The organism is Oleiagrimonas sp. MCCC 1A03011 (assembly GCF_003267965.1).
Classification (GTDB): domain Bacteria; phylum Pseudomonadota; class Gammaproteobacteria; order Xanthomonadales; family Rhodanobacteraceae; genus Oleiagrimonas; species Oleiagrimonas citrea.
Window position 1 is genome coordinate 111,826 of sequence record NZ_MSPY01000004.1, and the last position, 18,880, is coordinate 130,705.

At 66.0% G+C, this 18,880-nt stretch carries 22 protein-coding genes and 1 riboswitch; of the genes, 12 read left to right on the top strand and 10 right to left on the bottom strand.

Annotation, left to right across the window (positions count from 1 at the left end; genetic code table 11):
• Window positions 1-48 precede the first annotated feature (48 nt).
• The 3 genes from BTJ49_RS09855 (at window position 49) to BTJ49_RS09865 (ending at window position 2,156) form a co-directional block, all read left to right on the top strand.
• Window positions 49-921: an acyl-CoA thioesterase II gene (locus tag BTJ49_RS09855; RefSeq protein WP_113065225.1), complete on the top strand. Its 873-nt coding sequence runs from the start codon at window positions 49-51 to the stop codon at window positions 919-921.
• Between the two features lie 21 nt (window positions 922-942).
• Entirely contained in the window at window positions 943-1,344 is a 402-nt protein-coding gene (locus BTJ49_RS09860) for a DUF2007 domain-containing protein (protein WP_113065226.1), read from the top strand.
• Window positions 1,345-1,418: 74 nt separating this feature from the next.
• Window positions 1,419-2,156 (top strand): arginyltransferase, encoded by a 738-nt coding sequence (locus BTJ49_RS09865; RefSeq protein WP_113065227.1) that lies wholly within the window; start codon window positions 1,419-1,421, stop codon window positions 2,154-2,156.
• Between the two features lie 142 nt (window positions 2,157-2,298).
• Here the strand turns inward: BTJ49_RS09865 and purT are convergent, their stop codons facing one another.
• Window positions 2,299-3,480, bottom strand: a complete 1,182-nt coding sequence (gene purT, locus BTJ49_RS09870) for a formate-dependent phosphoribosylglycinamide formyltransferase (protein ID WP_113065228.1) — start codon at window positions 3,478-3,480, stop codon at window positions 2,299-2,301.
• A gap of 84 nt (window positions 3,481-3,564) precedes the next feature.
• Entirely contained in the window at window positions 3,565-3,942 is a 378-nt protein-coding gene (locus tag BTJ49_RS09875; protein WP_113065229.1) for a DUF423 domain-containing protein, read from the bottom strand.
• 52 nt (window positions 3,943-3,994) lie between these two features.
• Between BTJ49_RS09875 and BTJ49_RS09880 the strand changes: the two genes are divergently transcribed.
• Both BTJ49_RS09880 and BTJ49_RS09885 read left to right on the top strand, forming a co-directional pair.
• Window positions 3,995-4,621 carry an SCO family protein gene (locus BTJ49_RS09880; protein WP_113065230.1) on the top strand — a complete coding sequence of 209 codons (627 nt, stop codon included), beginning with the start codon at window positions 3,995-3,997 and terminating at the stop codon, window positions 4,619-4,621.
• 5 nt (window positions 4,622-4,626) lie between these two features.
• Window positions 4,627-5,091 (top strand): copper chaperone PCu(A)C, encoded by a 465-nt coding sequence (locus BTJ49_RS09885; RefSeq protein WP_113065231.1) that lies wholly within the window; start codon window positions 4,627-4,629, stop codon window positions 5,089-5,091.
• Here BTJ49_RS09885 and BTJ49_RS09890 read toward each other — a convergent pair.
• From BTJ49_RS09890 to BTJ49_RS09920, 7 genes are all read right to left on the bottom strand, one after another.
• The gene (locus BTJ49_RS09890) at window positions 5,081-5,926 is read right to left on the bottom strand and encodes a cytochrome c oxidase assembly protein (RefSeq protein WP_113065232.1); all 846 of its coding nucleotides are present in this window, start codon (window positions 5,924-5,926) and stop codon (window positions 5,081-5,083) included. The two genes, BTJ49_RS09885 and BTJ49_RS09890, sit on opposite strands and share 11 nt — an antisense overlap.
• 59 nt (window positions 5,927-5,985) lie before the next feature.
• A complete protein-coding gene (locus tag BTJ49_RS09895; RefSeq protein WP_113065233.1) occupies window positions 5,986-7,833 on the bottom strand; it encodes a Gldg family protein in 1,848 nt (615 codons plus the stop codon).
• 1 nt (window position 7,834) lies between these two features.
• On the bottom strand, window positions 7,835-8,569 hold the full coding sequence (locus BTJ49_RS09900; protein ID WP_113065234.1) for an ABC transporter permease subunit: 735 nt from the start codon (window positions 8,567-8,569) through the stop codon (window positions 7,835-7,837).
• The gene (locus BTJ49_RS09905) at window positions 8,566-9,501 is read right to left on the bottom strand and encodes an ABC transporter ATP-binding protein (protein ID WP_113065235.1); all 936 of its coding nucleotides are present in this window, start codon (window positions 9,499-9,501) and stop codon (window positions 8,566-8,568) included. The genes BTJ49_RS09900 and BTJ49_RS09905 overlap by 4 nt, the downstream gene beginning before the upstream one ends.
• 189 nt (window positions 9,502-9,690) lie before the next feature.
• Window positions 9,691-11,160 carry a polyketide cyclase gene (locus tag BTJ49_RS09910; protein WP_113065236.1) on the bottom strand — a complete coding sequence of 490 codons (1,470 nt, stop codon included), beginning with the start codon at window positions 11,158-11,160 and terminating at the stop codon, window positions 9,691-9,693.
• A gap of 190 nt (window positions 11,161-11,350) precedes the next feature.
• Window positions 11,351-11,992 carry a response regulator transcription factor gene (locus tag BTJ49_RS09915; RefSeq protein ID WP_113065237.1) on the bottom strand — a complete coding sequence of 214 codons (642 nt, stop codon included), beginning with the start codon at window positions 11,990-11,992 and terminating at the stop codon, window positions 11,351-11,353.
• A 52-nt stretch (window positions 11,993-12,044) separates the two neighbouring features.
• Entirely contained in the window at window positions 12,045-13,262 is a 1,218-nt protein-coding gene (locus BTJ49_RS09920; protein WP_240601803.1) for a sensor histidine kinase, read from the bottom strand.
• A 248-nt stretch (window positions 13,263-13,510) separates the two neighbouring features.
• On the opposite strand from BTJ49_RS09920, the gene BTJ49_RS09925 reads away from it, so the two are divergent.
• From BTJ49_RS09925 to BTJ49_RS09945, 5 genes are read left to right on the top strand one after another with little or no spacing between them, the layout of a single operon-like run.
• A complete protein-coding gene (locus tag BTJ49_RS09925) occupies window positions 13,511-14,125 on the top strand; it encodes a GNAT family N-acetyltransferase (protein ID WP_113065239.1) in 615 nt (204 codons plus the stop codon).
• On the top strand, window positions 14,122-14,889 hold the full coding sequence (minC, locus tag BTJ49_RS09930; protein WP_113065240.1) for a septum site-determining protein MinC: 768 nt from the start codon (window positions 14,122-14,124) through the stop codon (window positions 14,887-14,889). Before BTJ49_RS09925 ends, minC begins: the two co-directional genes overlap by 4 nt.
• Window positions 14,890-14,938: 49 nt before the next feature.
• Complete coding sequence (gene minD, locus BTJ49_RS09935; RefSeq protein ID WP_113065241.1) at window positions 14,939-15,751, top strand: septum site-determining protein MinD; 813 nt, start codon at window positions 14,939-14,941, stop codon at window positions 15,749-15,751.
• Window positions 15,752-15,753: 2 nt separating this feature from the next.
• A complete protein-coding gene (minE, locus tag BTJ49_RS09940; RefSeq protein WP_113065383.1) occupies window positions 15,754-16,020 on the top strand; it encodes a cell division topological specificity factor MinE in 267 nt (88 codons plus the stop codon).
• Entirely contained in the window at window positions 16,007-16,516 is a 510-nt protein-coding gene (locus tag BTJ49_RS09945; RefSeq protein WP_113065242.1) for a hypothetical protein, read from the top strand. The genes minE and BTJ49_RS09945 overlap by 14 nt, the downstream gene beginning before the upstream one ends.
• 15 nt (window positions 16,517-16,531) lie before the next feature.
• Here BTJ49_RS09945 and BTJ49_RS09950 read toward each other — a convergent pair whose 3' ends face one another.
• On the bottom strand, window positions 16,532-17,791 hold the full coding sequence (locus BTJ49_RS09950) for a multidrug effflux MFS transporter (protein ID WP_113065243.1): 1,260 nt from the start codon (window positions 17,789-17,791) through the stop codon (window positions 16,532-16,534).
• A 111-nt stretch (window positions 17,792-17,902) separates the two neighbouring features.
• Window positions 17,903-17,978, top strand: a riboswitch (Fluoride riboswitch).
• Between the two features lie 61 nt (window positions 17,979-18,039).
• Here BTJ49_RS09950 and crcB point away from each other — a divergent pair.
• Window positions 18,040-18,426, top strand: coding sequence for a fluoride efflux transporter CrcB (crcB, locus tag BTJ49_RS09955; RefSeq protein WP_113065244.1), 387 nt, complete (start codon window positions 18,040-18,042; stop codon window positions 18,424-18,426).
• Between the two features lie 15 nt (window positions 18,427-18,441).
• Window positions 18,442-18,795, top strand: a complete 354-nt coding sequence (locus BTJ49_RS09960; protein ID WP_113065384.1) for a DUF190 domain-containing protein — start codon at window positions 18,442-18,444, stop codon at window positions 18,793-18,795.
• Window positions 18,796-18,880: the final 85 nt, after the last annotated feature.

Genomic DNA, 18,880 nt, shown 5'->3' on the forward strand with positions numbered 1-18,880 from the left:
CGGCCCCGCCCCGCTATACTTGCGTCCATTCCCGCACCCGGATTCCGCATGAGCAACACGCACGTCGGCGAGCTGATCGAACTGCTGCGCCTGGAGCGCCTCGAAGACAATCTTTTCCGCGGCCAGAGCCGCGACATCGGCACCCGCTTCGTGTTCGGCGGACAGGTACTCGGCCAGGCGCTTTCGGCGGCACAGCAGACCGTCGAACCGCACCGCCATGCCCATTCGCTGCATGCCTACTTCCTGCGCGCCGGCGACATCAACGCACCGATCGTGTACTCGGTCGAGCGCGCGCGCGACGGGCACAGCTTCTCCTCGCGGCGCATCGTCGCCATCCAGCACGGCAAGCCGATCCTCAACTGCGCCGTGTCGTTCCAGATCGAGGAAGAAGGCTTCGAGCACCAGACCTCGATGCCCGAGGTGCCCGCGCCCGAGGACATCGCACCGCAGGACCCGCTGCCGCCGGAGGAATTCGCCAAGCTGCCGGTGAAGCTGCAACGCTGGCTCGGCGCCGACCGCCCGTTCGAGTTCCGCCAGGTCTGGCCGCGCGATGAGATGCACCCGGCCAAGCGACCGCCCTACCAGCACATCTGGTTCCGCCTGACCGCGCCGGTGCCCGACGCCACGGCCGATCAGCAGCGCGCGCTGCTGGCCTACGCCTCGGATTTCCACCTGATCGGCACCAGCACGCTGCCGCACGGCATTTCCTACATCAGCCACAACGTGCAGATGGCCAGCCTCGACCACGCGATGTGGTTCCACCGCCCGTTCCGCGTCGACGAGTGGCTGCTGTACTCGTTCGACAGCCCGACGGCGCAAGGTGCGCGCGGCCTGGCGCGCGGCATGATCTTCCGCCGCGACGGCACGCTGGTGGCCTCGACCGCGCAGGAAGGCCTGGTGCGCCTGCGCGACGACGACTGAGCCACGGAGTATCCTTGCCCCATGCGCGAGATCTACACCTCCCCTCGAGACGAGAACATCAACCGCGTGGTCGCCATGCTCGCCGAGCATGGCATCGAGACCAAGATCAACAACCGCGCGTCCTACCAGCGCTCCAGCTACAAGCGCTTCAGCTACACGCAGCCGGGCGATACCCAGCGCTGGCCGCAGGTGGAAGTGCGCTTCGCCGATGACCTGCCCAAGGCACGCGCGCTGCTGCGCGAGGCCGGACTGGAACCGCTGACGCGGCATGCCGACGTGCTGGCTGCCTCACGCGCCAGCGACAGTGCCGAACGCGCCGTGCTCAAGCGCAAGTCCACCGTGCGGCGCGCCCGCACGATCGCCTTCGCCGCCATCGTCGCCGTGATCGCGCTGATGGTGCTGCGGATGACGTTCTCCAGCTGACCCGCCCACGTGCAGCTGGACGCGTTCCGCCGCGATCGTCGTAGACTGTGGATGGACCCCGCCGGACCGATTCGATGCGCTCCGAACGCATTCGCCTGTTCCTGACCCTGCCCCACGCCTGTGGCTACTACGCCGACCGCGCGGCGCAGAATCTGGTGCTGGACCCGGCCGCACCGAACCTCGACCGCCTCTATCCGGGCGCGCTGGCGCAGGGCTTTCGTCGCGCCGGCGGACATCTGTATCGACCGCGCTGCGCGCGATGCCAGGCCTGCATCCCCTGCCGGGTGCCGGTCGAGCACTTTCGTCCCGACCGCAGCCAGCGACGCTGTCTGAAACGCAACGCGGATCTGACCCTGCACGAAGCCGAACCCACCTACACCGAGGAACGCTTCGCGCTGTACACCAAGTACCTGCGCAGCCGGCACCCGGGCGGCGGCATGGACGAGGCCGAGCCGGACGATTTTCGCCACTTCCTGAGCGCGCCGTGGAGTCCGACGCTGTTCCTGGAGATGCGCAAGAACGGCCACCTGCTCGGCGTCGCCGTCACCGACGTCTGCGTCAGCGGCCTGTCGGCCGTCTACACCTTCTTCGACCCGGACGCATCGGCGCGCAGCCTGGGCACCTTCGGCATCCTCAGCCAGCTCGAGCTGGCACGGCGGCGCGGCCTGGAATACCTCTACCTCGGCTACTGGATCGAAGGCCACCCGAAGATGGACTACAAGCGGCGCTTCCGCCCGCTGGAGGTCCTCCGCGAAGAGCGCTGGACACCGTTGCGGGACGATACCGACGCGGCAAAGCCGTCAGGAGCGTGAACGGCTTTGCCAACCGGATGGCACGGCCGCCACCTTTCCGGCCATTCTTCGCGTACAGTGACGCTCATGACGCTGGCGAATGGTGGAAACGCGGTCCTCGTGCAACCGACGTCCCGCCTCGGCTGACCCCCGCCTCACGCCGCTAGAACGTAACCTTTATCTGCGCCGCGGCGTCCCGCGCCTTCGCGCGCGCCTCGTCGACGTTCTCGCCGCGCGCCAGCGTCACCGCCATGCGCCGGCGACCGGACACTTCCGGCTTGCCGAACACGCGCAAAGCCGTATCGGGTTCGGCCAACGCCTTGTCCAGCCCGTGGTAGACCGGATGCCGTCCCTCGCCCTCGACCAGCACCGCGCAGGACGCGGACGGCCCGAAACTGCGGATCGCCGGAATCGGCAGGCCCAGAATCGCCCGCGCATGCAGGGCGAATTCGGACAGATCCTGCGAGATCAACGTCACCAGTCCGGTGTCGTGCGGGCGCGGGCTGACCTCGGAGAAGATCACCGTATCGCCCTGGACAAAGCACTCGACGCCGAACAGTCCGTACCCGCCGAGCGCTTCGGTCATGCGAGCGGCGATGCGTTCGGCCTCGGCCCGCGCGGCGTCGCTCATCGGCTGCGGCTGCCACGACTCGCGGTAGTCGCCGTCTTCCTGCACGTGCCCGACAGGGTCGCAGAACGACGTGCCGTCACGATGGCGCACGGTCAGCAACGTGATCTCGTACTCGAAATCGACGAAACCCTCGACGATCACCCGCCCCTGCCCGGCACGGCCCCCGGACTGGGCGTATTCCCAGGCCGGCCCGATGTCGTCGCGCGTGCGCAGCACGCTCTGCCCCTTGCCGGAGGAACTCATCACCGGCTTGACCACGCACGGCAGACCCACCGCTTCGATGGCCTGCTCGTATTCCTCGCGCGTGCCGCAGAACCGGTACGGCGACGTCGGCAGCCCCAGCTCCTCGGCCGCCAGGCGGCGGATGCCTTCACGATCCATGGTCAGTCGTGCGGCGCGCGCGGTCGGGATCACATGCAGGCCCTCGCGCTCCATCGCTTCCAGCGTGGGCGTGTGGATCGCCTCGATCTCCGGCACCACCAGGTCCGGCTTCTCCTGCTCGATGAGGCGGCGCAATGCTTCGCCATCGAGCATGTCGATCACATGGCTGCGATGCGCGACCTGCATGGCCGGCGCGTCCGCGTAACGATCCACGGCGATGACCTCGACCGCGAAACGCTGCAGCTCGATCGCCACTTCCTTGCCGAGTTCGCCCGAACCCAGCAACAGCACGCGCGTGGCGCGTTCGCTCAAGGGTGTGCCCAGTGCTTTCATGATGACTCCAGAGGCTGTCGATCCATTGTAGCGGTCAGCGTTCGCCATGAACGGCGATCGCGTGCCGTGCAGACGGCGACGCCGCTAGTGACGCACGCGCATCGACCACCCCAGGGCCAGCCAGCCGACCACGAAGGCGATGCCGCCGAACGGCGTGATGATGCCGGTCCACCGCGGCGCACCGAGCGCCAGCGCATAGAGGCTGCCGCTGAACAGCACGATACCCAGCGCGAACGCAACCAACGCGACCTTCACCGAACGCCCGCTGGGCGCGAGAACGACCGTCAGCGCCAGCGCCAGTGCATGCCAGAACTGATACTGCACGGCGGTTTCCCAGATCTGCATATGCTGCGCGTCCAGCGTGGCGCGCAGGCCGTGCGCACCGAACGCGCCCAGCAGCACCGCGCTGGCGCCGGCGATGGCCACCAGCCAGCCACCTGGGGAAGGGACAGAATGTCGCATGCATCGGCTCCCGAAACGAAAACCCGGCCATCTTGGCGTATGCTGACCGGCCATGAACAGCCCTCGCCTACCTCTTCGTCGCGCAGGCCTGCTGACCGGCCTGATCGCGACCCTGCTCGCCGCGGCCCTGCTGGCCGGTTGCCACAGCGCACCGAAGCTGAAATTCCGCCTGACCGATGTCACCGGCCACCTGCCCGACCTGAAGTTCCAGCTGACCGACGATGACGGCCAGACCGTGACCGCGAAGCACTACCGCGGCAAGGTCACGATGCTGTATTTCGGCTACACCCACTGCCCCGACGTATGCCCGCTGACGCTGACCCGCATCCACGTGGTGATGCAGCGCCTGGGCAAGCTGGCTGACGGCGCGCGCTTCCTGTTCGTCACCGTGGACCCGGCGCGCGATACCGTGCCCGTGCTGCACCAGTACGTGACCGCCTTCGACAAGCACGCCGTGGGCCTGACCGGCACCCGCGCGCAGATCCGCGCACTGGCCAAGCGCTACCGCGCCGCGTTCGACCGCGGCAAGCAGGCCAAGAACGGCGGCTACGAGGTCAACCACAGCTCGGCCATCTACATCTTCGACCGCCAGGGCCGCGCCCGCGTGCTGGCCACGCCGGCCACCAGCAACGACGACCTAGTGCATGACCTGCACCTGCTGCTCAACACGGGAGACTGACCGACATGCGCATCCCCAAGACGCTCGCCCTGGCCTTCGTGTTCGCTCTCGCGCTACCCGCTCTGGCTCTGGCCCAGGCCAAGGAAAGCGCTGCCGTGCACGTCAGCGCGGCGTGGATTCGCGTACTGCCTGGCGCGCTGCCCAACGCCGGCTACGCGGTGCTGCACAACGACAGCGATAGCGCCGTGAAGCTGGTCGGTGCCAGCAGTCCGGCCTACGGACAGGTGATGCTGCACAAGAGCAGCGAGTCGGGTGGCGTTTCGCGCATGCATATGGTGCCGAGCCTGACCATTCCGGCGCACGGCAAGGTCGAGTTCGCGCCCGGCGGCTATCACCTGATGCTGATGCGCGCCGTGCACCCGGTGAAACCCGGCACCCATGTCGCGATCCAGCTGCGCTTCGCCGACGGCAGCATCCTGCACGCTGGTTTCCTGGCCCGCCCGGCCAACGCCACCGGCATCAGCGACTGACGCGACCGCGCACTCCGCGCCTCGGCAGACGGCCGCGCGCGGACAGCGACATCCAATTGCGCAGCGCGATCAATGCGGCGATCACGCTCATCATCGCGCTGGGAATCCACAGCACCAGCCCGCCGATCAGCTGTGAGGTCATCGTGCTGATGGACGGGAAGGCACGCCCGCAGATGTCGTAGATCGGATACAGATCATGACGCGCGAAGGTGACCATCGCGCCGATCAGGATCTGCGGTACCGCAACCGCCAGTGCGATCAGCACGCGCACGCCCGGCGCCAGCCGCGCGGGCGGACTCGGTCGTCGATCCAGCACCAGCCACCAGAACATCAACCCGTCGACGGTGACGCTCCAGTTCATGACCCGGTACCAGCGCCAGTCCAGCATCGCCACGAAGTGGATCGGCGGCCACAGCCAGATGTAGATCACGCCGAAGAACAGGATCGACGCCACCCACGGATTGAGCAGCACATCGAACAGCACATGCCACACCGGTCCGGCCTGCATACGCGCCAGACCGCGCGTGCGCCAGCGTAGTGGCAGACCCGCACGCAGTACCGGCCCCGGCGCGGACAATGCGATCAGGAACGGCCCGAGATGGTGCAGCGCCAGATGCTGGATACGGTGGATGAAGAATTCGCGTTCGGCGTAGTAGTCCAGGTAGGTATGCAGCGCCACGTAGATCAGCGCCAGACCGGTCCAGAACGCAAATTGCCGCCAGAACCCCGGCGGGCGCCGTCTCGCGCCGCGCACGTACAGCACGACAGCCATCGCGCAGAACACGACGACCGTCGGCGAGAATTCCCAGGGCACGAACCAGTGCAGCACGCTCATTCGATCCATTACACCAGAGTCACGCCCGCCACGCCTCCGCACTGGCCGCGCTTGCGCCCTTATGTCGCATCGCGCTTGCCGCTGCGGCGCTGTCGCAGCCATCCGTAGAGCATGCCGAACAGCATCACCAGCAACGGCATCAACAGGATGTTGAACGCCTTCACGCGCGTGCCCAGTGTATCGATCTCCGCGTCCAGCTGATGTTGCACCTCGCGCAGCTGCCGACGAATCGACAGCTTGCGCTTGAGCGCCTTTTCCAACTGCTGCTTGACCTTGTTGTCCGGCGCCGCAGTGCCGCCCTTGTCCGGCTGCAGCTTGGCCAGCTCCTGCTCGGTCGCCGCCAGCTCGTCTTCCAGCGCCTTCTCGCGATTGTGGAATTTCACGTCAGCCGCGCGGCGCAGCCCCTGCACGCGTGTGAATGGACGCTGCGAGATGGCATGTCCGCGCACGGAAAGCAGTGCCGAGGAACCGCCCAGATTGTCCAGAATGTTGGCAACGAAATCGCCATTGTTGGCGAACGCGCTGAGCAACTGCTCGCCCAGGAACGGCGTGCGCCGCACCCACAGACGATCCGACAGCAGATCGGTGTCGGCCACCAGAATCACCTGCCCCGGTTCACGCATGCGATCCAGGTGATGCGGCCCCGTCCGATTCGGGAAGGCCGACTGGAACTGTCCGCGCAGCCGCGCGGCGATCACATAGTGCTCGCCGGTCGGCCGGTAGTCCTTGTACAGCTCGGTCGGGTCGGCCGTGTCGCGGACGCGGTCGGCGGAAACCGGCATGGCTTCGCCGCTGGTCTGCACCAGCGGAAACAGGCGTGAATTCGTGTGGCGCACCAGCTCGAAATAGCCGCTGCTGGAGACATCTATGTTCTGCAGGCTCGCCGTGATCACGTCGCGATGATTGAGCTCCTGCGCTCCTAGCCCGAGCACCGCGAAATCACGCACCGGCGCCGAGTTTCCACCCAGCGAGATCGACAGCGAGAGCGAACGGTCCAGCACCACGCGATTCGGATCGAATTCCACACCCCAGGCCCGGAACAGGCGCGGAAGGTCGGAACTGCTGCCCGCGACCGTCCCGGCCAGCGATCCGACCGGCAGCGCATCCATTTCGGCGTCGGGATCGACAAACACGGCCAGATGACCGCCATGCATGACGTACTGGTCGATGGCGTACAGCTCGTCATCGCTGAGGTTCTTCGGATGCACGATCATCAACACGCTGAGCTTGTCGTTGATCTGCGACGGATCGTTCGGGTCCAGCATGTGCACGTCGAACAGCTGATGCAGCTGCCGCATCACGGCCCAGGGCGGCGTGCCGCTGATCGCACTGCCGTCGATGGGCAGCGTACTGAGAATGCCGATCCGCGGCTTGCTGGGCGCGTCCAGCTCGTAGACCAGCCGCGTGATGTTGTATTCCAGAAAGGCTTCCTGACCCGGGTCGAAGAACGGGATCGAAAGCTCGGTGCCGCTGGCCGTGCGTCCGGCCAGACCGAAGAACACGCGTTCGCCGTTGCTGCCGCCCGGCATGGCCGTCAGGCCGCCGCCCAGGGCTCGATCCTCGTCGTCCGAGTAGGGCACCGGGTCGACCACCGAAAGATGCAGGCGCCCATGCGAGCGCGACACCATTTCCTGCAGCAGCTCGCGCACCCGTTGTTCGTAGCTGCGCAGTTGCGGAAGATCCCGCGTGGCGTGCCGCGAGAAATACAGCGTCAGGTGCACCGGGCGATGCAGCCCCTCGATAATCTTCTGGGTACCGGGGGACAGGCTGTACAGATGATCCGAAGTCAGGTCCACCCGCACTCCGCGCAGCCACATCGCATTCGCGAAGATGACCCCGACGAATGCAGCCAGCAGCGCTAACAGCCCCAGACGCAGAAGGAACGAGCGGCGAACCAGCGTGCGCATCTCAGTCCCCCCGCTTCAATTGCAGGACGATCACGCCGGCCCAGAGCCAGACCACGATCGAGGTCACGAAGTAGACCAGGTCCTGCACATCGAGCACGCCCCGTGCGATGGCGCGGAAATGAAACAGGATGCTGAACGCGGACACCATCCCGACCAACCGACTCGGGAGCCAGTCGATCAGCATGTCCTGGATCGCCGGCAGACCCGCCAGCACCAGCACGAAACACACCGCGGCGGTCAGGATGAACGCCACGACCTGGCTGCGGGTTAGCGCCGAAAGGCAACAGCCGACGGCCAGGAAACTACCCGCCATCAGCCAACTTCCCAGGTAGCCGGCAAGGATCACGCCGTTGTCCGGGTTGCCGAGGTAGTTCACCGTGAGCCACATCGGAAAACTGAGCACGAGCGCCAGCGCGACGAACAGCCAGGCGGCGAGGAACTTGCCCAGCATTGCCTGAGTCACGCTGATCGGCAACGTCAGCAGCAGCTCCAGCGTGCCGCTCTTTCGCTCCTCAGCCCACAACCGCATGGTCAGCGCCGGCGCGAGCACCAGGTACAGCCATGGATGGAAATTGAAGAACGGCTGCAGATCGGCCAGACCGCGCTCGTAGAAGTCACCGACATAGAAAGTCAGCACACCGGCCATGAACAGGAAGATGACCAGGAACACGTACGCCAGCGGCGTCACGAAATAGCTGCGCAGTTCGCGCCGCATGATCGCCAGGATCGCGCTCATGTCTCGCCCTCCCGAGAGCGAGCGGTCATGGTTCGGAACACTTCCTCGAGGCGACCGCGTTCGAGCTGGATCTCCAGCACCTTCAAGCCCTGTGCACGCAGTAACTCCTGCACCGGATCGAGCAGTTTTTTGCCCGGCTCGGGCAGCACCGTGACGCGGCCGTCGAGCGGGTCGACCTCGACCGCCGCCACACCGGGCATGCGTTCGAGCATGGCTCGCGCCACGCCTGCGCCCGCGGCGCTGAACGACACTGCGCCGTGGTAGCGCGAGCGCGTCTCCAATTCGGCCGGCGTCGCGTCCGCAAGCAGACGCCCTCGCGCCACGATCAGAACGCGATTGCACAGGGCGTGCACCTCTTCCAGCAAGTGCGTTGAAATAAGGATGGTGCGCTTGCGCGCCATGGCGTCGATCAGCGCGCGCACCTCGCGCTTCTGGTTCGGATCGAGGCCGTCGGTGGGCTCGTCGAGCATGAGCACGGCCGGCTCGTGCAGAATCGCACGCGCCAGCCCGACGCGACGGCGGAAGCCCTTCGACAGCGTGTCGATGGTCGAATGCAGCACATCGTGCAAATCAAGGTGCTCGACCGCTGCATCGATATGTCGATGCAGCTCGCTGCCGCGCAAGCCACGCACGCGCCCGATGAAAAGCAGGAACTCGCGTACGGTCAGTTCGCCGTAGCTGGGTGCACCCTCAGGCAGATAGCCGAGCACGCGCTTGGCGGCGAGCGGCGACTTGCGCACATCGTGCCCGCACACGCGCGCCGTGCCGGCAGAGGGTGCGATGAAGCCGCTGATCATGCGCATCACGGTGGACTTGCCCGCACCGTTCGGCCCCAGCAGACCGACGACCTCGCCCGGCTCGGCGCGGAAACTCAGATCGTCCACCGCGGTGAGTCGTCCGTATCTGCGCGTCAGGTGTTCGGCTTCGATCATCAGGCGGGGTTCGTCATGCAGAGGGCGGGCACTCGGGCAATGTACCGTATGGCGCGCGGTGAACAAACGCCCCGTTCCGGCGCCACGTCCGCAACCGTCCGCGTCACGTGCATCGCGCCCTGCCTCGCGTGCAAAAAGAAACGGACCCTCCCGAGGGAGAGTCCGTTTCCATAGAACTGCCTTTCAGCCTCAGTTGGCGCTTTCGGCATCCGCAGGCTCGGCGCTGCTGGCGGCAGGTGCGGCACTGCTGGAATCGGCGGGCGCGCTGCTGGAGGCATCGGCCGGCTGATCGGTCATGCCTGCAGCCTGTTCCGGCGTCTGCTCCGGCGCATCGGTCACCGGCAGGAAGACGTGGAAGGTCTGCTCGTCGTACAGCACCTCGCTGCCATCCGGCTTCTTCGATTCGTACGCGACGATCTGCTTGTTGTAGAAGCGGTGCACCACGGTGTCGGTGTCGTAACCGTGCGTGGCGGCATAGGCTTCCAGCTTCAGGCGGGTCGGCGGAATGCCGGCCGGGTTACCGGTCCAGCTCGCTTCCAGCGCACGACCGCCGAAGGCCAGCATGCCGCGCACGTTCTGATCGACGATCAGGTGGCCGTACTTGTCGCGGGTGCCCGGCTTCGGACCGGTGTCCATGTCGGCCTTGTCGGCCTTCTTGCCGGACTTGGCATCGGCCTTGGCGACCTTGTCGGCGCTGGCGGCCATCGCCGGCGCGGCCGCCGAAGCGCCTGCTGCCGCACTGGCACCCTCGGCCGGCGCGCTGGAAGCGCTGTCCGGTCCTTCCAGCTTCGGCTGGACCGGCGCCGTCAGCGCGTAGTCCTGACCGTCGATCTTCAGCGTGCTGGCGTCGATCGGCACGGCCACGTCGAACGTGTAGTTCTGATCACCGTAGTTGGTGGTGAAGATGATGCGCGGACCGGCCTGCTTGACGCCCAGCTTCTTCATCGCGTCCTGAAGCTGCGTCATCGCCGTGGCAGTCGCCGCATCGACATCGGTCAGATTGCGCTTGGCCGCCGTGGAGACGTACAGCACAGGCTGCTGCGGCGTGTCCACCAGCTTCGGGTTCAGATCGTCATAGACGATATTCGGCACGGCGGCGAGCATGCTCTGCACGTTGCCGAGGCTGTACTGGACCATCGAATCCGGCGTGCCGTGGATGAACAGGTTGGAGTAGCGATCCAGCAGGTTCCAGCCGTAGTCGACGTCGTAGTTCCAGGTCACCTTGACCAGACGCTTGCCGCGACCAGCGCGCTCCATGTTGATGGTGAAGCGCTTGTTCTCGCCCGGCCAGTCGTTGGTGACCTTCCAGACGATCGTGGCCGAACCCTGCTCGCCGACATCGGCGAAACCGGGCGTGGCGGAGGCGATTTCCAGACGGCCGTTGCCGACCTTGGGCACGTCGCTGGTCCAGCTGATCGCAGCGCCCGGACCGTAGGCCTTGCCCTCGAGCTTGTAGGTCAGATTCGGGTCATAGACACGCAGAACGGCGTAGTCCTGGAATCGACGGAAGTTGTTAAAGACATCGTATACGTCACGAATGTCCTTGCTGACCATGGTGGTGCGATCCACATGGCCGGAGCTGGGCATGAGAACGCCGATCACCACGGCAAGAACAGCCACGATGATCAGGGCGGTGATGAATTCTAAAACACGCGTCATTCGACAAGTCTCCGAACGTGGTACCGGTGCGCGCCTCTCCGGCCCTGGCCGGACACAGGCACACCCAACAATTGCGGCGCGCCGTTCCCAAGGTGCGACACCGAAGTCCCCGATGGTACTTGTTCACGCTGCGCCGGGCTAGGGGCAGCGAAAAATTTCCGTTTTGCGCCGTCCGCGCAGGCTCTGCGCCCTACACGATCCCCAATTCCAGCGCCTTGAGCACTGCACGGGTACGGTCCCGGACCCCCAGCTTGGACAGGATGTTGGACACGTGATTCTTCACGGTGCCCTCCGCCACGCGCAGGGAATTGGCGATTTCCTTGTTGCTGTAGCCGCCCGCCAGCAGACGCAGGATCTCCGTCTCACGCTCCGTGAGAGGGTCCGGTTGTTCCAGGCTGGTGAATTCATTCTGGATCCGCCCGACGCCGGCCTTGAGCCGCTGCGTCACCACCGGCGCCACCAGCGAGCCGCCCGCGGCAACCGTCCGCACGGCCTCGACCAGCTGGTCCAGCGACACATCCTTGAGCAGATAACCGCGCGCACCCGCCTTCAGGCCCGCCAGCACCAGTTGATCGTCGTCGAACGTGGTCAGAATCACCGTCGGCGGCAGCGCATCATTGGCCGACAGACGCTGCAGCACCTCGATGCCGGTCATCTTCGGCATGCGCAGATCCAGCAGCACCACATCCGGCTTGAGCTTGGGAATCTGCTCCACCGCCTCGGCGCCATCGGCGCACTCGGCCACCACCTGCACATCTTCGGCCAGATCCAGCAGCGAACGGATGCCTTGCCGCACCAGATTCTGATCGTCGACCAGACACACTGAAATCATGAGTTTTCCTCGCAACCAGTCATGATGAATCGGGCCTCATGCCCACCTGTGTTCATGCCGCGCCCGACGCCTTCGGCCTCGCGCTCACCCCGGGCAGGCCGACCTCGGGCTCCAGCGGCAGCCAGGCGCTGAGGTGAAAGCCGCGCGTCTGCGGGTGAGGAATGTCCAGACGACCGCCGACCTCGGCCAGCCGCTCGCGCATGCCGACCAGTCCGTTGCCCGGCTTCAACTGCGGCGCGCCCCGACCGTCGTCGCGCGCATCCAGCTGCAGGCCGCCGTCGGCCGTGCGTTCGATGTGAAGCCAGAGGTTGCTGGCATGCGCATGGCGCACGGTATTGGTCAGCACCTCCTGCACGCAGCGCAGCAGCACCTGGGCGCGCTGCGGATCCTCCACGGCGAAACGCGACGGCATCTTCAAGTGCACATGCAGACTGGGCACGCCCTCGATCAGGCTGTTCAGCGCCTGCGTCAGATCCAGTTCGGCGTCCTGACGCAACTCGCTGACCACCTCCCGCACATCGGCGAGCAATTGCTTGGCCGTACCCTGCGCCTTGCGCACGTGATCGGCCGCCGGCGGCTGCGCCAGATGGCTGGCCACTTCGAGATTCAGGCTCAACGCGGTCAGATGGTGACCGACCAGATCGTGCAGTTCGCGCGAAATGCGCATGCGCTCGGCGATGCGGCTGGATTCGGCCAGCAACGCACGCGTGGCGCGCAATTCGGAATTGAGCTGCCGCTGGCGCTCGCGCTCCTCCGCCTGCTGCTTGGCGACCAGCGACACCACGAAGGCCAGCGCGGCAATGCCCAGATAGACGCTCGACTGCAGCAGAGCCGTGGCGATGCTGTACTGGTTCTCGGGAAACCGCGAGAACACCATCACCAGACTCAGGTTCTGCAGCACCATCCACGCCACACCGATCCACAGTGGCAACAGCCACGGCAGCACCACGGTGATCACCACCATCAGCATGGCCGACAGACCGCTGTGGCTGATCCAGCCGACCATGATCGACGCCGCCGTCATCACCGCCAGGCCCAACGTCTTCAGGACCCAGTAGCGCCGCGAGCCGAAGTTGTGGGTCAGCAGCCAGTAGATGACGCCGAACACCAGATAGCAGCCGGCCCAGATCAGCAAGGCCATATTGGGCCGCTGCAGCATACTCAGACGCTGATTCGCCCATGTGGTCACCAGCGGCACGCCCACACAGAGATAGGTGAACAGGGCCGCGTAGCGCAGCATGCTGGTGTGATTGAGCTTGATGCCGAACATGGCTTGCATCATAGACGCCGCGGAGGGCGAAGCAATCGGTCCGAAGTCATGGCCGCAGCCAGGACGAAATCTGAACGCGCTGTGCATCATGATGCCTCACGACGCCTGCGTCCGTGCGATAATGCGCGGTGTCATGGCAGACGAGGGCTGCCGGATTCGACTGCGATGCGCCCGGCACATGGCCGCGTCGCAAGGGACCCCGCGACGCCTGTGCGGCGCGGTTTCACGTTGTATCAAGCGGAGTAGCAATGGTCTTGGCCGTCCGTGACGTGTGCGAGCACGACCTGGATTCCGTACTGGCAGTCAACAATGCTGCCGGCGAAGGCATCCTCCCCATGAGTAAAGCGCAACTGCGCCACTTCTTCGACACTGCCGACTATTTCCGCGTCGCCGAAATGGACGGCGCCATCGCCGGCTTCCTCATTGCCGTTCGCGAGTACGCGGATCATGACAGTCCCAACTTTCTCTGGTTCCGCGAGCGCCTGCCGCGCTTCCTCTACATCGACCGCATCGTGATCGCCCGCAACAGCCGTCGCCACGGGCTTGGCCGCGTGTTCTACAGCGACGTGCAGAGCTACGCCGAGGTGCGTGTGCCCCAGCTCACCTGCGAAGTCTTCCTGGAGCCGCGCGACGACGCCACGCTGCTGTTCCATGGCAGCTTCGGCTTCCATGAGGTCGGCCAGCAGCGGATGCCCGGCAGCGACCGTCCGGTCAGCCTGCTCAGCAAGAGCCTGTGCAGCTACGACTTCGTCCGCGAGCGCTACCTCGAACAGGGCGGCCTGCCCGACGTACCCTGGCTTTGCGAGCGCCGACGCGCAGATGCCGAGGCACCGCAGCACGCCGTGGGGACCGGCCACGCATGAACTCCGTGAATACTTCTCTCGAATCCGCTTGCGACCTGCGCTTCGGCCAGGTCGGCATGGCCTGTGTGCGCGTGCGCCAGGCTGACGCCGCCGCCATTTGCGAAGAACTGGAACGCCGCGTGCAGGCCGCGCCGCAGCTGTTCCTGCGCACCGCCGTGGTGCTGGACCTGAGCCATCTTTCCGACTTGCCGGACGACGGCATGGTCGACGCCATGCTCGAAGCCGTCCGCACGGCCGGCATGCTGCCGGTCGGTCTGGCCTACGGCACCAAGGAAACCGAGGCGCTGGCCGAGCGCATGCATCTGCCGCTGATCGCCAAGTTCCGCAGTGCCTACGAGCGCGCCGACGGCTCGGTCACGGCAGCATCGCCCGCACCGACAGCAGCGTCGGCAGCCGCAGCTCCCGCTCCGCAGCCGGCCGCCGCGGACACGCTCGGCCTGCGCAGCCAGTACCACGACGGTCAGGTGCGTTCCGGCCAGCAGATCTATGCACGAGAGCGCGACCTGGTCGTGAATGGCGTCGTGGCCAACGCCGCCGAAGTCATCGCCGACGGCTCCATCCACGTCTACGGCACCTTGCGCGGCCGCGCCCTCGCCGGTGCGCAGGGCGACGAGGACGCACGCATTTTCTGCTCCGACTTCCGCGCCGAGCTGGTGTCCATCGCCGGCCAGTACCGCGTGTTCGAACAATTACCCGCCGACATCGCCGGCAAAGCGGTACAGTGCCGTCTGGATGGCGACAAGCTGCTCATCGAACCCCTTTGATCTTCCACCGAACGCAAACAGGGCAACCCCCGAATCTGGAGATACCCACTTGACTGAGATCCTCGTTGTCACGTCCGGCAAGGGCGGCGTCGGCAAGACCACCACCAGCGCTTCGCTGGCGACTGGTCTGGCTCAGCTCGGCAAGAAGGTTGCCGTGATCGACTTCGACGTCGGTCTGCGCAATCTCGACCTCATCATGGGCTGCGAGCGCCGCGTGGTGTACGACTTCGTCAACGTCATCCAGGGCGAAGCGACGCTGAAGCAGGCGCTGATCCGCGACAAGCGTCTGAACAACCTCTACGTGCTCGCCGCCTCGCAGACGCGCGACAAGGACGCGCTGACCCAGGAGGGCGTGGAAAAGGTCCTCAAGGGTCTGGAAGAGGACAAGTTCGACTACGTGGTCTGCGACTCGCCCGCCGGCATCGAGAAAGGCGCACATCTGGCCATGTACTTCGCCGACCAGGCCGTCGTCGTGGTCAACCCGGAAGTGTCCTCGGTGCGCGACTCCGACCGCATCCTGGGCCTGCTCGCCAGCAAGACGCGCCATGCCGAGAACGGCAGCGGCGAGGTAGCCCAGCACCTGTTGCTGAGCCGCTACAACCCGGTCCGCGTGGCCGCCGGCGAAATGCTCAGCGTGCAGGACGTCGAGGAAATCCTGGGCATCTCGGTGGTCGGCGTGATCCCCGAGTCCGAGCAGGTCCTGGCTGCCTCCAACGCCGGCGTGCCGGTGATCCTGGACAATGAATCCCTGGCCGGCCAGGCATATCAGGACACGGTCGCACGCATCCTCGGCGAGGAACGTCCGCTGCGCTTTCTGGACGTGCAGCGCAAGGGTCTGCTGAAGCGCATGTTCGGAGGTTGATGATGGGAATCCTGGATTTTCTGCGCAGCAAGCCGAAGAACACCGCCAACCTGGCGCGCGAGCGCCTGCGCATCATCGTCGCGCAGGAACGCAGCACGCGAGGCGGACCGGACTACCTGCCCCTGTTGCGCAGCGAGTTGCTGGAAGTGATCCGCAAATACGTGCACGTCGATCCGGACGCGGTCAACGTCAACCTCGAATCCGACAGCGGCCACGACGTGCTGGAACTGTCCGTGGCGCTGCCCGAATCGGAAGATGACAACGCCTGACCACGCCGTAGCGGAGGCCGAAGCCGATACCGTGCTGCGCGTCGTCGACATCACCTTCGGCGACGCGCAGCATCTGCTCGCCCGTCACGGACTGCAACTCCAGCTCGTCGCGGACGACGCGCCGATTCCCGGCAGCTACTGGGGCGAGCCCGAGGCCGGCATCATCGGCGCGCAGGTCTTCGTGCGTGGCGACACGCCCGTGCACTCGATGCTGCACGAAGCCTGCCATCTGATCGTTCTTCCCGCGGAACGCCGCGCGCAGGTGCACACCGATGCCACCGACTCCATCGAGGAAGAAGACGCGACCTGCTTCCTGCAGATCGTGCTCGCCGACGCCCTGCCCGGCGTGGGTCGTGAGCGGCTGATGCGCGACATGGATGCCTGGGGCTACAGCTTCCGGCTCGGCAGTACCCGGGCGTGGTTCGAACAGGACGCCGAGAATGCCCGCGTCTGGTTGGCGCAGCGCCAGCTGTTGCCGGACCTCGCCGCCGCCTGATCCGCGCCGGCTGACTCAGGCCGGCTCCACCGGTTCGCTCTCCGCCGGCACCGCTTCCGGTCCCGCCGTCGGGTGCAGGCGCCGCAACGAGCATTCGCAGCGATACCAGGCCACCCACCCGATCGCCGTGAGCAAACAGGTGCCCCAGGCCAGCTCCACCATCGACACCGACAGCAGTGGCGAGAAGACACCGGCGACGATGGCGTTGAACAGCAGACTCAACCCCGCCTGCACCGCCGACACTGAACCGCGCCGATGCGGAAAGCGATCCAGCAGCAGCAGTGTCAGCGTGGGAAACGCCAGTTGCACTCCGATGCCCTGCACCGCCAGCGGCAGCATCGACCACGGCACGCGCGGCTGCGGCAGTGCATAGGCCAGCGTCACGTGCGCCACGCACGCCACGAGCATCAACAGATAGCCCATGCGGATCGTGCGGCGTGCGCTGATGCGGCCGGCCAGCTGTCCGGACAGCGCGCTTCCGCCCATCAGGCCGATCACCACCGGCACGAACAGCCACGGAAATCCGTGCGCTCCCAGTCCGAGATGCTGAAGCACGATCACTGGTGCCGAAGCGATGTACAGGAACAGACTGCTGAAATTGACCGTGGCCGCGATCGTCAACTGCCAGAAACGGCTGTCGCGCGCGATGGCGCGATAGCCCGCAAGCAATGGCCCCGGCGCGAATCGCGTCCGAGCGGCGTGCGGATGCGACTCGGCCAGCAACAGCGCGCAGGCCAGCGCCATCAGCCAGGCGAATCCGGCCAGGCACCAGAAGATCGCGCGCCAACCGCTGACGCCGAGAATGAACGCCCCCACCATCGGCGCGATCGCCGGCGCCACACTGAAGATCATCAGGGCACGCGCCAGCAGACGCTGCGCCGCCGCACCCTCCAGCCGATCGCGCACCACGGCGCGACCGACCACGATGCCCGCGCCCGCGCAGAGTCCCTGCAAGCCGCGGAATACCAGCAGCATGGTGAAGGAATCAGCCAGCGCCGCACCCATCGAGGCCACGCCGTAGCACAGCATGCCAATCACGATGACCGGCTTGCGGCCATAGGCATCAGACAGCGCGCCGTGGAACAGGCTCATCGCCGCGTAGGCCAGCAGATACACGCTGACCGTCTGCTGCATCGCGTCCGCACCGACACCGAACTCCGCACCGATGCGCTCGAAAGCCGGAAAGATCGCATCGATGGAGAACGGCCCGATCATCGACAGGGCCGCAAGCAGCACGGCCAGCAAGCCGTAGCGCTGGGAATCGTTTCGAGTCATGACGGGTTCGCGTGAGCGGGCATCCGATTGTAGCGGGTCTGCCCCGCGCCGCCCGACAGGTGACGCCAACCATGGCAGGCAGTTATGATTCGCCGACGGGCCTCCGGCAATGGGGTCCGGGGAGATGGCATGCCTCCCGTCCGGCCTCCGGACGAACCGCCCGAGGGCTGATGATGTCTGTTCCGTCGAACCCCGCGCCATTCCGGTCGCGGGGTTTCGCTGGCTGACAGGATCACGAGGGAGTCCCGATGGGCATCACCGCAATCATCGCCATTGCCTGCGGCGCCGGTCTCGGCGCACTGCTGCGCTACTGGCTGGGCATGCTGTTCAATCCGATCTTTCCGACGCTGCCCATCGGCACGCTGGCCGCCAATCTGCTGGGCGGTCTGCTGATGGGTGTCGCACTCGGCGCGTTCGCGCATTACCGAACGCTCCCGGCCGAAGTGCAACTGATGATCGGCACAGGTTTCCTCGGCGGTCTGACCACGTTCTCGACCTTCTCGGCCGAGGCCACGACCCTGCTGCTGCGCCAGCAGTACATGTGGTTCGCCGGCCATGTCGCGGTGCACGTGATCGGTTCGATCACCATGACCATCGTCGGCCTGACCTTGATCCGCACCCTGCTGCGCGCTTGAATGGAGACCTGCCGCATGAATGCTACCGAGACGATGCACCTGCAAGGCGTCAATCTGCGCTTCTACGTACACAGCAATGCCAAGCACAAGGGCCGGCTGCTGTACGAATGGATTCTGGAACAAGCCCGTGACCAGGGCCTGGCCGGCGGCTCGGCCTTCCGCGCCATCGCCGGTTTCGGCCGCCACGGCGTGCTGCACGAGGAAGCCTTCTTCGAACTCGCCGGCGACATGCCGGTGCGCGTGGAATTCGTGCTGCGCGACTCGGAAGCCGAACAGCTGTTGAACACGGTGCGCGAGGCCGGAGTGGAACTGGTCTACACCAGCTCGCCCGTCGAGATCGGCGTACTGGGGCAGCACAAGAACAACTGAAGCACCGCCAGCGCGACGAACACGCGCCACCACGGCCCTCGCGCACTGGCATAGGCACGCCGGGGCGCGCGTGGATGCCCCGTAT